This is a genomic window from Streptomyces sp. NPDC087440, from assembly GCF_044744005.1.
GTDB lineage: Bacteria > Actinomycetota > Actinomycetes > Streptomycetales > Streptomycetaceae > Streptomyces.
Window position 1 is genome coordinate 1 of record NZ_JBIUXN010000005.1, and the last position, 14,685, is coordinate 14,685.

The 14,685-nt window shown below is 73.0% G+C and carries 12 protein-coding genes; 4 read left to right on the forward strand and 8 right to left on the reverse strand.

The genetic code is table 11. The features are described 5' to 3' along the window. Positions 1–91: 91 nt before the first annotated feature. The 3 genes from ACIO3O_RS12905 to ACIO3O_RS12915 form a co-directional block, all read right to left on the reverse strand. Positions 92–349 (reverse strand): hypothetical protein, encoded by a 258-nt coding sequence (locus tag ACIO3O_RS12905; protein ID WP_401744910.1) that lies wholly within the window; start codon positions 347–349, stop codon positions 92–94. Between the two features lie 144 nt (positions 350–493). Continuing rightward, the gene (locus ACIO3O_RS12910) at positions 494–802 is read right to left on the reverse strand and encodes an STAS domain-containing protein (RefSeq protein WP_401744911.1); all 309 of its coding nucleotides are present in this window, start codon (positions 800–802) and stop codon (positions 494–496) included. After that, positions 802–4,899 carry a SpoIIE family protein phosphatase gene (locus ACIO3O_RS12915; RefSeq protein WP_401745246.1) on the reverse strand — a complete coding sequence of 1,366 codons (4,098 nt, stop codon included), beginning with the start codon at positions 4,897–4,899 and terminating at the stop codon, positions 802–804. Before ACIO3O_RS12915 ends, ACIO3O_RS12910 begins: the two co-directional genes overlap by 1 nt. A 333-nt stretch (positions 4,900–5,232) precedes the next feature. Here ACIO3O_RS12915 and ACIO3O_RS12920 point away from each other — a divergent pair, with 333 nt between their 5' ends. Genes ACIO3O_RS12920 through ACIO3O_RS12930 form a run of 3 tightly spaced genes read left to right on the forward strand, consistent with a single transcriptional unit; the run spans position 5,233 to position 6,860 of the window. Beyond that, positions 5,233–5,589, forward strand: coding sequence for an STAS domain-containing protein (locus tag ACIO3O_RS12920; RefSeq protein WP_401744912.1), 357 nt, complete (start codon positions 5,233–5,235; stop codon positions 5,587–5,589). Continuing rightward, positions 5,586–6,362: a class I SAM-dependent methyltransferase gene (locus tag ACIO3O_RS12925; RefSeq protein ID WP_401744913.1), complete on the forward strand. Its 777-nt coding sequence runs from the start codon at positions 5,586–5,588 to the stop codon at positions 6,360–6,362. Before ACIO3O_RS12920 ends, ACIO3O_RS12925 begins: the two co-directional genes overlap by 4 nt. A 54-nt stretch (positions 6,363–6,416) precedes the next feature. Continuing rightward, positions 6,417–6,860, forward strand: coding sequence for a TIGR03618 family F420-dependent PPOX class oxidoreductase (locus tag ACIO3O_RS12930; protein WP_401744914.1), 444 nt, complete (start codon positions 6,417–6,419; stop codon positions 6,858–6,860). 7 nt (positions 6,861–6,867) lie between these two features. On the opposite strand, the gene ACIO3O_RS12935 is transcribed toward ACIO3O_RS12930, so the two are convergent. Beyond that, positions 6,868–7,545: a response regulator gene (locus ACIO3O_RS12935; protein WP_401744915.1), complete on the reverse strand. Its 678-nt coding sequence runs from the start codon at positions 7,543–7,545 to the stop codon at positions 6,868–6,870. Further along, positions 7,542–8,861 carry a sensor histidine kinase gene (locus ACIO3O_RS12940; RefSeq protein ID WP_401744916.1) on the reverse strand — a complete coding sequence of 440 codons (1,320 nt, stop codon included), beginning with the start codon at positions 8,859–8,861 and terminating at the stop codon, positions 7,542–7,544. The genes ACIO3O_RS12935 and ACIO3O_RS12940 overlap by 4 nt, the downstream gene beginning before the upstream one ends. Positions 8,862–9,097: 236 nt before the next feature. Between ACIO3O_RS12940 and ACIO3O_RS12945 the strand changes: the two genes are divergently transcribed. Next, on the forward strand, positions 9,098–9,922 hold the full coding sequence (locus tag ACIO3O_RS12945; protein WP_401744917.1) for a phosphotransferase: 825 nt from the start codon (positions 9,098–9,100) through the stop codon (positions 9,920–9,922). Between the two features lie 30 nt (positions 9,923–9,952). Here the strand turns inward: ACIO3O_RS12945 and ACIO3O_RS12950 are convergent, their stop codons facing one another. From ACIO3O_RS12950 to ACIO3O_RS12960, 3 genes are all read right to left on the reverse strand, one after another. Beyond that, positions 9,953–10,600: a LuxR C-terminal-related transcriptional regulator gene (locus ACIO3O_RS12950; protein WP_401744918.1), complete on the reverse strand. Its 648-nt coding sequence runs from the start codon at positions 10,598–10,600 to the stop codon at positions 9,953–9,955. Further along, positions 10,585–11,805: a sensor histidine kinase gene (locus ACIO3O_RS12955; protein WP_401744919.1), complete on the reverse strand. Its 1,221-nt coding sequence runs from the start codon at positions 11,803–11,805 to the stop codon at positions 10,585–10,587. The genes ACIO3O_RS12950 and ACIO3O_RS12955 overlap by 16 nt, the downstream gene beginning before the upstream one ends. A 350-nt stretch (positions 11,806–12,155) precedes the next feature. After that, a complete protein-coding gene (locus tag ACIO3O_RS12960) occupies positions 12,156–14,135 on the reverse strand; it encodes a transglycosylase domain-containing protein (protein ID WP_401744920.1) in 1,980 nt (659 codons plus the stop codon). Positions 14,136–14,685 lie beyond the last annotated feature (550 nt).

The window sequence follows — 14,685 nt, forward strand, 5'->3', positions numbered from 1 at the left end:
TCGCAAACCCATCCCGCACTCGGCACCGCCCCGCTACACTCCCCACACCCAAGCCGTTGACCAGGCAGTACATCAAAGTCCGGCTGGAGTACTAGGCCTCGGTGGCCGGTACGACCTCGTACTGGGGGCACGGGGCGGCGAAGCACTCCTTCGGGGCGGGCACGCAGACGTAACCCGGCGGAGTCTCCACGTTGAAACAGGGGTCGGCGTCGAGGGCGGGCGTCGGAAGCGGCATCGGCGCGGCGTGCGCCGAGGGTGCGGCGAGCAGCAGCGGTGCCACGAGCAGCGGCAGCGCGGCGGCGACGCGGGCGAGGGGCCGGAGGGGCAGGGCGGTACGGGAGAGAGACATGAGCCGCAGCCAAGCACCTGCGGTACCGGGCGTGGGGCAACCCGCCCGAGGATCACCCGAAGGAGGACGGAGCGGGCCGGGAGCGGTCCGGAGGGTGGCGCGCCGCCCCCCACCGGACCGCAGGGGCGGCAGCCGCGTCACGGCTCAGGCGCGGTCCGGCAGGAGGCTGTCGTGCACGGTGGTCAGGTCGGCGAGGCCGGAGATGGTCAGGACCGGCGTGAGCAGCGCGGTCGCCACCAGCGTGACGTGGTCGGCGTGCGCGAACAGCACGCTCAGGCCCGCGCTGTCCAGGTACTCGACCGCGGTCAGGTCGAGGACGAGCGGGCGGCCCGCCGTGCCGTCCAGGGCTGCGGCGAGGGCGGCGCAGTTGCTCATGTCGACCTCGCCCGTGGCCGTCAGGAGGGCGGTGCCGTCCGGGCAGTGGCCGGGAGTGAGAGTGAGCGGTGTCGTCATCAGGGAATCCTCGCGTGCATTTCGACGGTGGTGCCGGACGGGCCGGGGGTGATGGTGACCTGCTGCATCATGGCGCGCATCAGCGTCACGCCACGACCCCGGTGGGCGTTCGCCTCCGGGCGGGGCGTCTTCCAGCGGCCCGAGTCGGAGACGCTCAGACGCAGGGTGTCGACCAGCGCCTCGGCGCGGAGTCTGACCGTGTCGCCGGGGGTGTCGTGATGCCCGTGCCCGTGCTCGACGGCGTTGGCGCAGGCCTCCCCGGCGGCGACCAGGACGCCCTGGAGCATCTGCGGGGGCAGCTCGCACGCGGTGAGCCAACTGCGCAACGCCTTGCGCACCGGGGCCAGTTGGGAGGACTCGGCGGGGAAGGTCATCTCCAGCGGGGCGGGGTGGCGGTACAGCAGGAGCGCCACGTCGTCGTCGTAACCCCCGGCGGGGGCGAGACGCGACATGACCTGGGAGGCGAGGTCGTCGACTGCGGTGTCCCGGCCCTCCTGGACGGCCGCCCCGGCCTGGTGGATGCCGTCCATGAGCGGGCGGCGCCGCCGCTCGACCAGGCCGTCGGTGTACAGGAGCAGGGTGGACCGGGCGGGCATCGTGCAGTCCGCCTCGGGGCGCGGATGCCCCGGGCGCACGGCGAGCGGGGTGGAGCGGCCCGCGTCCAGGAGGTGGGTGTCGCCGTCCGGGTGGGCCAGGATGCCCGGCGGGTGCCCGGCGCTGGAGTAGGTGAGGCGGCCGGTCTCCGGGTCGAGCACACCGCAGAAGACGGTCGTGCACAGGGCGCCCGGGATTCCGGCGGCGAAGTGGTCCAGCGCCATGAGCGTACGCGAGGGATTGGCGTCCTGGAGCAGCAACGCCCGGCAGGCACTGCGGAGTTGACCCATGACGGCGGCCGCCTGGAGGCCTCGGCCCACGCAGTCGCCGACCACGATGCCGATGCGCCCGTCGGGCAGGGCGACCGTGTCGTACCAGTCGCCGCCGACCTCCAGCGGCCGGGTCGCGGGCTCGTACCGTACGGCGAAACCGTCGGGGAGCCGGGACGGGCCGAGGATGGCCCGTTGCAGCTCGATGGCCGTCTCGCGCTGCTGGTCGATCTGGTGCACCCGGGACAGGCCCTGCGCCAGCCGCCCGGCGAGCAGCGACAGCAGCAGCTCGTCCTCGCCGGTGAACTGGCGGCGGCCGCCCAGGTCGATCCACAGGGCCAGCGGCCCCTCCGGGTGCTCCAGCAGGATGCCCGCCCCGGCCCGGTCGGCGACCGGCGACAGCAGGGGGCGGTCGCACAGGTCGGTGAGGGCGCTGCGGCGGTCGGTCGTCAGGTGCTCCCAGCCCGCGACCTGCCCGGTGGCGGTGAGCGCGGGCACCTCGCCCCCGGTGAAGACCGCGGCCAGCACCTCCTCGGCCCGCCACAGGTCGCGCATCTCCCGCAGCGCGCCCGCGAGCGCGTCCGGCAGGCTCGCGGCCTGCGCCAGGCAGGTGCTCAGCGAGCCGAGCGCGCTCTCGCGCTGGATGGCGTAGTGCTCGGCGGTGACGTCGCGGAAGGTGCCGACGGTGACGCGCTTGCCCGAGTCGGGGTCCTGTGCGTGGTTGAAGGTCGCGGTGACCCACAGCCGGTGCCCGTCACGGTGGTTGACGGGGATGGTGTAGGTGCCCTTCGGCTGCCCGATCAGGGTGTCGAAGGCCTCCGCGACCTGCCGGTACGCCTCGGGATCGACGTCCAGGTCGGGCCACCACGGGTGGATCGGCTCGTACGGCAGACCCGACGGACCGTAGCCGAGGATGTCGGCGAACGCCGCGTTGATCTCGATCACCGCGCCGTCCTCGTCGCAGACGAAGAACGCCTCCTGGAGCGAGTCCACGAGCGCGGTGCGCCAGCGCGCGTGGTGGGTGCGCATCCGCGCCAGCTCCACGTTCGCCCGGACCCGCGCGAGCAGTTCGGCCGCCGCGAACGGCTTGACCAGGTAGTCGTCGGCCCCCGACTCCAGGCCCTCGATGGACGCCTCCTGGCCCGCCCGCGCGGACAGCAGGAGTACCGGCACGGCCGCCGTGCGGGGCTCGCCGCGCAGCGCCCTGACCAGGGCGAGGCCGTCCAGGCGGGGCATCATCACATCGCTGACCACCAGGTCGGGCTGGGTCTTCGTGACGGCCTGGAGGGCTTCCATGCCGTCACCCACCGCGCTCACCCGGTATCCGGCCCCGCGCAGCAGCCGCGTCAGGTAGTCGCGCATGTCGGCGTTGTCGTCGGCGACCAGCACCCGGGCGGGGGCGGGACCGTCGGCGGAGGCGGGCGCGGTGCGGGCGAGGGGGGCGCTCGCCGGCCCCTGGTCGCCGTCGTCCTCCGTCGGCAGCCAGCGCTGGGCCTCTTGCAGGTACGGGTCGGCGGCGGTGGACGGCCCGTCGGCGGCCGGGGCGGGCGCGAGGGCGTCCGCGGGCAGGTGGGCGCTGCCGAACGGCATCCGCAGGGTGAAGCAGGTGCCCGAGCCCTCGGTGCTCTCGGCGGTGATCGTGCCGCCGTGCAGTGCGACCAGCTCCCTGACCAGGGCGAGGCCGATGCCGCTGCCCTCGTTGGAGCGGGCGCGGGCGTTCTCGATGCGGTGGAAGCGCTCGAACAGCTTGGGCACCTCGGCGGCCGGGACGCCGATCCCGGTGTCGGTGACCGTGACCACCGCGTGCCCGCCCTCGGCGCGCACCCGTACCGCGATCGCACCGTCGAAGGTGAACTTCAGCGCGTTGCTGAGCAGATTGAGGACGACCTTCTCCCACAGGCCCCGGTCCAGGTGCACCGGCTCGTCCAGCGGCGGACAGTCGACGTCGAAGCGCAGCCCCGCCCGCTCCACCGCCGACCGGAACAGGCTCGACAGCTCCGCCGTGACGGCCGCCAGGTCGACCGGCGCGTACCGGGCCTGCATGCGCCCGGCCTCGATGCGGGAGAAGTCCAGCAGCGTGTTGACCAGCTTGCTCAGCCGCAGCCCGTTGCGGTGTACGGCGTCCAGCTCCTCCCGCACCTGCGGCTCGGCCTGCGCCAGCTGGCCGCGCAGCTCCTCCACCGGGCCCATGATCAGGGTCAGCGGGGTGCGGAACTCATGGCTGATGTTGGAGAAGAAGGTGGTCTTGGCCCGGTCCAGCTCGGCCAGTTCTTCGGCCCGCCGCTGCTGCGCCTGGTAGCTGCGGGCCCCGGCTATGCCCGCCGCGACGTGCCCGGCGACCAGTTCCACGAACGCCCGGTAGTCGCCGTCCAGCGGCCGGTACCGGTTCAGCGCCGCCACCAGGAAGCCGTACGGGGCGCCACCCTGCTGCAACAGCGGTGTCACCAGGGCCTGTTGGGGCGGCTGCGGCCACACTCCGGCCGGCAGACCGGTCAGCGGCGGACTGCCCAGCGCCACCACCTCCGACTCTCCCCGGGCGGGCGCGGCCACCGGCCACACCGGGTCCGGGTCGTCGGCCGGTACGACGGGCGGCGCCGCCGGATGACCGGCCCCGATGCCCGTCGCCCCGGCCAGCCGCGCCGACCCGTCCTCGGCGAAGAGGTACGTCAGCGTGAACGGGAGGTCGTGCAGGTTCCGGCCGAGCTGCCCGCCGATGAAGGCCAGCATCTCCTGCTCGGTGCGGGCCACGCTGGGGTCGGAGCCCAGGTCGCGCAGGGTGGCCATCTGGCGTTCGCCGATGACCCGCTCGGTGTCCTCGCTGACCACGCAGAGCATGCCGACGACACTGCCGTCGTCATTGCGCAGCGGGCTGTAGGAGAAGGTGTGGTACGACTCCTCCGGAAAGCCCGACCGCTCCAGGACCAGCATCAGCGCCTCGTCCCAGGTCGCCTGCCCGGTGGCCATGACCGTGTCGATCCGGGGCCCGATGTCGTCCCAGATCTCCGCCCACACCTCGCTGGCCGGGCGGCCGAGCGCCCAGGGGTACTTGCTGCCCAGGGTGTTCTTCCGGTAGGCGGCGTTGCAGAAGAAGGTCAGCTCGGGGCCCCACGCCATCCACATGGAGAACCGGGACGACAGCAGGATGCTCACCGCCGTGCGCAGACTCTGCGGCCAGGTCTCGGGCGGGCCGACCGCGGTCGCCGTCCAGTCCACCGCCGCGAGGTCGCGCCCCACCTCGTCGTCGGCCGCGAAGACGCCGGGGCCGTGACCGTCGGAGGCGTGGGGGGAGTCGGGGCGGTCCGGGGCGGGACCTTCGCTGTGCGTCACCGGGCACTCCTCTTTCTCCAACGGAGCTCGGCTTCCCCACGATAGGAGAAATTCGCACGCCGTACCGGAAGATGTGAGGATACTGCGAACACCGATCGGCGGTGCAGGGAGGTGGGGGGAGACCAGGTCGGACCGTGCGGCCCGCACATTTCTCACCGAACCGGGTAAGGGAGTCAGCGACGACGCCGCGCTCCTCGCCCCGTCCGCCCCACCCCACGTCGTGCCCGCACAGGAGAACAGGTGAAAAACTCCGCCCTGACCGTCACCCGAACCCCCCACGCCTCCGGCGCCACGGTGCTCACGGTGGCCGGGGAGCTCGACCACCACACCGCGAGCGAGCTCACGGACACCCTGCGGCACACGCCGTTCGGGCCCGCCGCCCCCGTGGTGATCGACCTCGCCGAGCTGGTCTACTGCGACTCGACCGGGATCACGGTGCTCATCCGCGCCTACAACCAGGCCAACGCGACCGGCTCACGCCTCTTCCTCACCGGCCTGCGCCCCGACCTGGCCCACGTCTTCGGCATCGTCGGCCTGGACCAGGTGTTCACGTTCCGTCCGACGGTGGAAGAGGCACTGGCGGCGCTGGCCTCATGACGGAACGCGCACGGAGTTTCGGGGCCGCGGCGGCTGCCTACGAGCGCTTCCGGCCGGGGTATCCGGCCGAGCTGTTCGAACTGGTGGCCGCTTACGCGGGGAGGCCGCCGCGTACCGCACTGGAGATCGGCGCGGGCACCGGCAAGGCCACCCGCCTGTTCGCGGGGCGCGGCGTCGCGGTCACCGCGACCGACCCCGACCCCGCCATGCTCGCCGAACTGCGCACCCACGTACCGGACGGGGTACGGACCGTCTGCGCGGCGTACGAGGACGTGCCGACGGACCAGCGGTACGACCTGGTCTACGCGGCGGCCGCGCTGCACTGGACAACCCCGGAGGGCCGCTGGGAGCGGACGGCGGCGCTGCTGGAGCCGGGCGGGGTCTTCACGTCCTTCGGCGGCCAGTTCCACCTGGCCGATCCGGCGGTGGAGGAGGCCGTACGCAGCGCGCAGGCGCCGTACCTGGACAGCGCCGACGTGCTGCCGCCGGGCGAGCACGAGCCGGAGCCGGGAGGCATGGCGTGGCCCGGCCCGGAGCTCCGGCGGGCACGGTGGTTCACGGACGTGCGGCAGCACACCGTCGAGCGCCGCCCGACGCTGGACGCGGGTGCGTACGTCGACCACCTCTCGACCGTCTCGGCCTACCTGGTGCTGCCCGCCGCCGAGCGGGCCGAGGTGTTCCGCCGGGTCCGGGCGGTGCTGCCGGGGACGGTGGGGCTGGTGGCGGACATCACCGTCCACCTGGCGCGGCGGAGCACGGACGGAAGCGGATGACCGGCTGAAGGGCCCCGGGGGCGATCGGGCGATCATGGTTGTTAGCCTCGGAGGATGACTGCCACGTTCGACGAAGCTGTCCGCGCCCGCCTGAAGGACCCTCACATCTGGTACGTCGGCACGGTGTTCGCCGACGGGGCGCCCCAAGTCAGCCCCATGTGGGTGGACTTGGAGGGTGAGAACGAGCTCTCCTTCAACACCTCCGTGGGCCGCGTCAAGGAGGAGAACCTCCGCCGCGACCCCCGCGTCTACCTCTCCCACGCCGACGCCGACAACCCCTTCGACCGCGTCCAGATCAGCGGCGAGGTCGTCCGCTTCGTGGAGGGGCAGGCGGCCCACGACCATATGGACGGGCTGGCGCGGAAGTACCTGGGCAGCGACCGCTTCGAGTGGACCATGCCGGGGGAGGAGCGCGTCGCGGTGATCGTGCGCCCGCTCAAGGTCCGCCACATCGTGGGCGTCGAGCGCTTCCGCCCCGGCGGTCCTGTTCCCGCCTAGCCCAGGGTCACCCGCGGGGGGCGACCAGCCCCGACTCGTACGCCGCGATCACCGCCTGCGCCCGGTCCCGCACGGCCAGCTTGTCGAAGATGCCGGTGATGTGGTTCTTGACCGTGGACAGGCTGAGGCCCAGGGCGCGGGAGATCTCCGTGTTGTCCAGGCCGGTGGCCATCAGCCGCCACACCTCCGCCTCCCGGGGCGTGAGCCCGTCGCGTCCCGCGCCACCGGGAGCCGGCGACGCTGCGCCGCGCGGTCCCCGTACGTACGTGGAGATCAGCCGTGTGAGCAGGCGCGGGGCGACGACCGCCTCCCCGGCGTGCACGGTGCGGATCGCGGCGGCCAGGTCCTCCGGGGAACTGTCCTTGGGCAGGAAGCCGCAGGCCCCGGCGCGCAGCGCGCCCACCACGTACGCGTCCATGTCGAAGGTGCTCAGGGCCAGCACCCGGCAGCCGGGCAGTTCGGCGGCGAGCCGCGCCGTGGCGGCGACACCGTCCAGGACGGGCATCCGGATGTCCATCACCACGACGTCCGGCCGCAGCCGGTGGGCGAGCGCGACGGCCCGCTCGCCGTCCTCGGCCTCGCCGACCACCTCGAAGCCGGGGTCGGGGGAGAGGATCAGCGACAGCCCGCGCCGCACCAGCGGCTGGTCGTCCGCGATCAGGACGGTGACGGGTGGCGTGGTCATGAATGCGGCTCCTGCTGAGAGGTGGTCAGTTCGTCTGTGGTGTACGGGAGTTGGACGAGCACGCCGAAGCCTTCCGTGCTTCGCGGCCCCGCGCTCAGGCTGCCGCCGTGCAGGGCGACCCGCTCACGCATCCCGACGAGCCCGTAGCCCGGCGCCCCGCCGCGCGTCGTCTCACCCGCTCCGTCGTCCCGTACCTCCACCACGACCGCATCCCGCCGATACGTCAGCCGTACGGTCGCCCGTGAAGCCCCCGCGTGCTTACGGGTGTTGGTGAGCGCCTCCTGTACGACGCGGAACAGCGTCAGGGCGACCGTCGGCGGCAGCGGGCGCGGCGGCCCGTCGGTCGTGAAGTCGGTGGCCAGCCCGGCGGCGCGGGAAGCGTCGACCAGGCCCGCGATGTCCGCGACGCCCGGCTGGGGCAGGGGCGGCGTCGACCTGGGCGCTGACTCGGGCCCTGGATCGGGCCCTGGGCCGGGTCCTGGCCCGGGCTCGTCGTCGGCGCGCAGGACGTCCAGGAGCTGGCGCATCTCGTTCAGCGCGAGCCGCCCGGAGGACTCCAGCGTGATGAGGGCGTCACGGGCCACCTCGGGCCGGGCGAGGTTGGCGCGGGCCCCGCCCGCCATGAGCTGCATGGTGGTGAGGTGGTGGGCCACGATGTCGTGCAACTCCCGCGCGATGCGGCGGCGTTCCTCGGCGACGGCCCGGTCGGCGAGGAGCCGCCGGTTGGCCGCGACCTCCCGCTGCCAGCGGTTTACCACGAGCGCGGTCCCGACGACGAGCAGGACGGTCAGGGGCGGGGAGACGACCTGCTGCCACTCCGGAAGCCGGGGCAGGCGGCCGCCGTTCTGGCTTCCCAGTGTCGCCGCCACGATCGCGACGGCTGTCCACGCGGTCGGCCACCCCGGGCGCGCCCGGGCGACGGTGTAGAGGGCGACCACCAGGACCGCCCCGAAGTGATGGGGCAGCGGTACGGCCACGGCCGCCGTCGCGTCGAGCACCAGCACGGCGGCGAAGGCCGCGACCGGGTGCCGCCGCCGGGCGAGCAGGGGCAGGGCCCCGAGGGCGACGAGCAGGAATCCCACCGCGTTCACACGGTGCGCGGTGCCCGGGGCGTCGCCGGGGGCGTCGAAGAACACGTAGCTCAGCAGGTTCATGACGCACGCCCCGCCGGTCACGAGGGCGTCGGTGCGGGACCACAGGCCGGGTGCGGGCTCGTCGCTACGGGGCCACGGGCCGGTCGCGAGTGGGTCGTTGCGGGGCCGCGGCTGATCGGCGTCCTCGGGCTCGGGTGGCGGCCCGGCCTCCGTCGAGGCCATGCCCCCGGGTTGGTTCCTCGGCACGGCCATATCCCCCCAGCGTCCGCCCCTCGGGGCTCCCCGGCACAGGGTCGCACAGCGCGGTGCCGGGCCCCTGACCAGGGCCGGGAGCGGCCCCGGCCGACCGGTCGTGCCACCCGCAGGCGGGGTGGACGGTGATCATCCCAAAAGGGAGGGGCGGGCGTTCCCCGGTGAGGGCTACCGTGTGCGGGCCGATCAAGGGGAGAGGGATCACGATGAGGGTTGCGGAGAGAGCGCGGGCGGTGGCGGCGGCCGTGGAGATCGCCGCGTCGCTGGGGCTGGAGGCCGAGGACGTGACCGTACTCAGCGACTCGAACAAGCTCGCGCTGCGGCTGCTGCCGAGTGACGTGATGGCCCGGGTGGCGCCGGTGCAGGAGCAGGTCGCGGAGTTCGAGGTCGATCTGGCGGTGCGGCTCGGGGCGGCCGGCGCACCGGTGGCGATGCCCGATCCGAGGGCGGAGCCTCGGGTCTACGAGAAGGACGGGTTCGTCGTGACGCTGTGGAGGTACTACGAGGACACGGGGGTGCACTCCCCGGACTCGTACGCCGACGCGCTCGCGCGGCTGCATGCGGGCATGCGGGCGGTGGAGGCGGAGGCGCCGCACTTCACGGACCGGGTCGCGGAGGCCCTGGGGGTCGTGGAGGACCGGGAGCGCAGTCCGGAACTCCCTGAGGAGGGAAGGGAGTTGCTGGTCGGGGTGTTGCGGGGCGTGGATCGGGGTGCTGGTGGGACGGATCAGCTGCTGCACGGGGAGCCGCATCCGGGGAACGTGCTGAACGCGGAGGACGGGGTCGTCTTCATCGACCTGGAGACATGCTGCCGAGGCCCCGTCGAGTTCGACCTCGCCCACGCGCCCGAGGAGGTCGCCGCCGGGTACCCGGGGGTGGACGCCGAACTGCTGCGGCAGTGCCGGGTGTTGGTGCTGGCGATGGTCACGGCGTGGCGGTGGGACCGGCACGACCAGTTCCCCGACGGGCGGCGGATGGGGAGGGAATGGCTGGAGCGGGTGCGGGAGGCTGTGGAGGCGGGGTCCGCGTAGGGGCGGGCCCCTGTGTCAGGCGCGCCTGTGTCAGGCGCGCAGGAAGGCCAGGGCGGCGAGGACGCGGCGGTGGCCGTCCGTGTTCGCCGGGAGGTCCAGCTTGGTGAAGATGTTGCCGATGTGTTTGTTGACCGCCGCGTCGCTGACGAACAGCCGGGCGGCGATGGTGGAGTTGGAGCGGCCCTCCGCGACCAGCCCGAGCACCTCGCGCTCGCGCGGGCTGAGCCGTTCCAGGGGGTCCTTCCTCAGCCGTACGAGCTGCTGGATCACCTCGGGGTCGACGACCGTGCCACCGGCGGCGATCCGGTCGATCGTGTCCATGAAGTCGGCGACCGCACCGACCCGCTCCTTGAGCAGGTAGCCGACGCCCGTACCGCCGCCGGAGTCCAACAGGCCCAGTGCGTACGACCGTTCCACGTACTGGCTGAGGACGAGCACTGGGAGGCCGGGTATCTCCTCGCGCAGCCGCACCGCCGACTTGAGCCCGTCGTCGGTCAGGGTCGGCGGCATGCGGACGTCCGTGACGACGAGGTCGGGGCGTTCCGCGCGTACGGCCGCCTCCAGTGCGCCCGCGTCGCCCACCGACGCCACCACCTGGTGACCGACCCGCTGCAACAAGCCCACCAGGCCCTCGCGCAGCAGGACGGCGTCATCCGCCACGATCAGGCGAAGCGACAAGGGACCTCCACGTGCAGCAGGGTGGGACCACCGACCGGACTCGACACCCGCATCCGGCCCCGGAGCGCCGAGACCCGGTCGGCGAGCCCGGTGACGCCGGTGCCCGCCTCGGGGTCCAGGCCGCCGTGGCCGTCGTCGGAGATGTCGAGGATCAACACGTCGGCATGGTAACGGCCGTGCACGCGGGCGCTGGTGGCGCCGCTGTGTTTGGCGATGTTCGTCATGGCCTCGTTGATCAGGTAGTAGAGGGGCGCCTCCAGCTTCCGGGGCAGGCGTCCGGGAAGGCTCAGGTCGATGGTGACGGGTATCGGGAAGCGCCCCGCGTAGTCCTCGATCGCGGCGATCAGACCGTGGTCGGCCAGGACGGGCGGATTGAGGCCGCGAATGAGGGCCCGCAACTCCTGGTGCGCGGTGGCGAGTTGCTGCTCCGCCTGGCTGAGCAGCTCGGACTGCGGGGAGCCGTCCGGGGTGTCGAGGCGGAGCATGCCGAGGGTCATGCCGAGCGAGACGAGGTGCTGCTGCGCGCCGTCGTGCAGGTCGCGTTCGATGCGTACCCGCTCGGCGTCCAGCGAGTCCAGCAGCCGGGCCTGCGAGGCGCGCACCTCGCGCAGTTCCTCGCCCAGCTCCTGGTCGCGCGGGGCGAGGAAGGTGCGGGTCATGGCGGCCCGCGCACCCGCCCAGGAGGTGACCGTGTAGGGGGAGGCCAGCAGGACGAGGGCGCCGAAGACCGTCCAGGGCCAGGTCTGTCCGTCCGTCGCCTCGAACAGCACACCGGGCAGGCCGAAGGAGAACCCCAGCACCAGCAGGTCCAGCCACCACAGGGCGGTGGCCGAGATCAGCGTGAACGCCAGCTCCCGCCACGTGGCCCGCTCCGTCAGCCGGTGGGCCGCCCAGGCCCGGAATCCGGTGCCCTCCGGGCGGCGGTGCGGATCGGGTACGGGGTCGAGGTCGACCAGGCGCAGCCGCCGCCGTTCCATCGACGCCACCGAGGTCGAGGCCAGCACCAGGCCCGCCAGGACCACCACGCCGACCAGCGCCATCAGCAGCACGAGCCCGGAGGCGAGCGCCAGACCGAAGCCCGCGACGACGACCGCCCCGAACAGCACGCCGCCCACCAGGTACGCCAGGGACCGCCACGGCCAGGCCGAGGTCAGAAAGCTCACGGGGCGCTGCGCCATGGCGTGCCAGGCGGTGGTGGGTCGCATGCGATCACGGTAGTCCGGCGGCACCCGGCGCACCCTCGCGGGGCAAGGACCTTACCTCCCACGGCACTTGCGAGGCTGTGGGCCATGGGCACGTGCCGCGCAGCCACAGGGCGGAATCGGCACCGCCGGGCGGTCCGCACCGGCGCCTGCCGACGCCGCGAGGCCAGGTCGGGCGGCCGGGCCGCCTCGCCCGTGGGGGTTCCGCCGTGATGCGGTCCGCGCGGAAGCCGCGTGCGGACCGGCGGCGCGGTGCCGTTCGCGACAGCCCCCGCCGTTCGCGACAGCCTCCGCCGTCCGCGACAGCCCCCCCGCCGTCCGCGACAGCCCCCGCCGTTCGCGACAGCCCCCCGTCACCCTTGGGACGCGGGCTGCCTCGCACCGGACGGTTTCTCCCTGCCCGTGACGTACTCCGTCCAGATGCGCTGCGGGAAGACGTTCCCGCGACCCGAGTCCGGGCCGCCCACGCCCTGCATGCCCAGGAGTTGGGGCGTGTTTGGCTTGGTGCGGAACATCGTGACGGCCGTCGTCACGTCCTGCGCGTGGCCCACGAACCAGGCCGACCGCATCCGGTCCTCCACGCCCGTCGCACCTGCCGAGATGCCGAGCATCGTCGCGCTGGACAGGGCGTCGATCTGGCGGTCCCCGGTCAGCGCGTTCCAGGCGACCGCGCCCAGGGCGGCGTTGACGTCGCTCGCCACCGAGGCGTCCATCGCGCGCTGCGGCACCGGCCTCTCGAAGCCCTCGACCTCCTCGCCGTCCCGGGTCACCCCGGTCACCGCGTACGGCTCGGCCCGCATGCCCCGGTTCGCGAAGGCGGTGTACGCGTTCGCCATCCGCACCGCGCTCGGTGTGGACGTGCCCAGCGGGAAGGACTTGTCCAGGCGGGCCAGGCTGGACTCGTGCAGGCCCGCCCGGACCGCGAGTTCCTTCACCTTCTTCAGCCCGACGTGCTTGCCCAGCTGGGTGAAGGTGGCGTTGCCCTGCTTCTGGAGGGCGTCGTAGAAGGTCGTGGGCCGCGCGCCCCGGTCGGCGCGGACACCCGGAGTGTCCACGGGCACCCCGCCCACGGCGACCTTCACCAGCCGTCCCGAGGTGTCGAAGCCGCTCTCCAGGGTGACCGCGTCGTCGTACTGGAGGCCCGCCGCGAGCACGAACGGCTTGAAGGCCGAGCCGACCGGCACGCCCGCCGTGTCCGCGTTGTTCACGAAGTGCGTGACCGCGTCGGCCCCGCCGTACACCGCGACCACCGCCCCGTCCACCCGCACGGACGCCGCGCCGACCTCGACATGCTGGTCCTCGGTGCGTTTCTTCGGGTCGAGGTCGCGCTCGCGCACCTTGCGCACCGCGTGCTCCAGCGTCCGTACCTTTGCCTTGTCGAACGTCGTGTGCACCTTGTACCCGCCCCGGGCGAGGTCCTTGTCGGTCAGGCCCGAACGCTTCTTGACGTACTTGTTCGCGATGTCGACCAGATAGCCGGTCTGCCCGCCGAGACTGGTCGGCTTGGCGGTCCTGCGGGGCTCCGGGAACTCCTTGTACGTGGCCCGCTCGGCCCGCGTCATCGCCCCGGTCTCCACCTGCCGGTCCAGAATCCACTCCCAGCGGGCCACCGCCCGGGCGTGATTGCCGCCGCCGCCCGCCGGGTCGTACTCCTCGGCGCCCTTCAGCAGTGCGGCCAGCAGCGCGGCCTGGCTGGGGTTGAGGTCCTTCGCGGGAATGCCGTAGTACGCGTGGGCGGCGGCCTGGACGCCGTTGGCGCCGCGCCCGAACCAACTGGTGTTCAGGTACCCCTGGAGGATCTCCTCCTTGCTGCGCTGGTTGCTGAGCTTCAGCGCGATGAAGAACTCCCGGACCTTCCGCTTCGCCGACTGCTCCTGGCTGAGGTAGGTGTTCTTCACGTACTGCTGCGTGATGGTGGAACCGCCCTGCGTGTCACCGCCCTTGACGATGCTCACGGCGGCGCGGCCGATGCCCGTCAGGGACACCCCGGAGTCCTCGTAGAAGGTCTCGTTCTCGGCGGCGACGACCGCGTGCTCCACCGAGTCGGGTATGTCGGCGAGCGTGACATTCTGCCGGTTGACCGCGCCGACGCTCACCATCTGGCTGCCGTCCGCCCAGTAGTAGACGGTGCCCTGCTGCCGGGCCTCGGCGTTCTCGTCCGGAATCTCCACGGACACGTACACCACCACGAACGCCCCCGCCAGCACCACGCACGCGCCCAGGACCGTGCCGCCCGTCTGCCGCCACGAGGGCGCCCAACGGCGCCAACCGCTCTTGCCCTTGCGGGGGTAGTCGACACGCGGAACACGAAGGCGGGCGGGGCGTCGAACCATGCGGGGGGTCAGCTCCTCGTTCACGGTCCCGCACCGAGGCGGTGCGGGCTTGTGAGAGGAGATGTTCCGTTTCCCGATCCGGTTGTCTCACAAGACCGGTTTCTCGGAGGGGTGTTCGGTACGTTCCGCAGGCTCGGGCCCGTCCGGACGGGGCCGTGTTGCCGAGGGCCGGCCCGGGGCGAGCCACTCCTGCGGCCGCCGGCCCGCCTCGCCGGGGTGTCAGAGGCCGTCCAGCATCTACCGGGAGTGACGAGCTTGAGGGTGCTGTCCGCGGCGCAGTGGTCCTTGGGTGGTGCCGCGCCGGAGATCGAGCCGATCCGTGGGTGGGGCGGTCACCTGCGGGTTCATGAGGGCGGGCAGCGGGTCGAGGAGTCTCTCCAACTGTTCGCGGAGGAGGTGGGGATGCCGTTGTCGCCGGTACGCGCGGACGTACGGGCAGGTGGCGGCGAAGTGGCGGGCCGGGCACCGGGTGACGGGGGGGCGACGAGATGCTCGGTCACCCCGCGGAGCCGGGCGGCCTTAACGGCTGCGGCGTAGGCCGAGCCGGCCA

What these genes read in the sequence shown, in the direction of transcription:
- ACIO3O_RS12905 (WP_401744910.1), bottom strand. Translation starts at nt 349, where the DNA reads ATGTCTCTCTCCCGTACCGCCCTGCCCCTCCGGCCCCTCGCCCGCGTC.
- ACIO3O_RS12910 (WP_401744911.1), bottom strand. Translation starts at nt 802, where the DNA reads ATGACGACACCGCTCACTCTCACTCCCGGCCACTGCCCGGACGGCACC.
- ACIO3O_RS12925 (WP_401744913.1), top strand. Translation starts at nt 5,586, where the DNA reads ATGACGGAACGCGCACGGAGTTTCGGGGCCGCGGCGGCTGCCTACGAG.
- ACIO3O_RS12930 (WP_401744914.1), top strand. Translation starts at nt 6,417, where the DNA reads ATGACTGCCACGTTCGACGAAGCTGTCCGCGCCCGCCTGAAGGACCCT.
- ACIO3O_RS12935 (WP_401744915.1), bottom strand. Translation starts at nt 7,545, where the DNA reads ATGACCACGCCACCCGTCACCGTCCTGATCGCGGACGACCAGCCGCTG.
- ACIO3O_RS12940 (WP_401744916.1), bottom strand. Translation starts at nt 8,861, where the DNA reads ATGGCCTCGACGGAGGCCGGGCCGCCACCCGAGCCCGAGGACGCCGAT.
- ACIO3O_RS12945 (WP_401744917.1), top strand. Translation starts at nt 9,098, where the DNA reads ATGAGGGTTGCGGAGAGAGCGCGGGCGGTGGCGGCGGCCGTGGAGATC.
- ACIO3O_RS12955 (WP_401744919.1), bottom strand. Translation starts at nt 11,805, where the DNA reads ATGCGACCCACCACCGCCTGGCACGCCATGGCGCAGCGCCCCGTGAGC.
- ACIO3O_RS12960 (WP_401744920.1), bottom strand. Translation starts at nt 14,135, where the DNA reads ATGGTTCGACGCCCCGCCCGCCTTCGTGTTCCGCGTGTCGACTACCCC.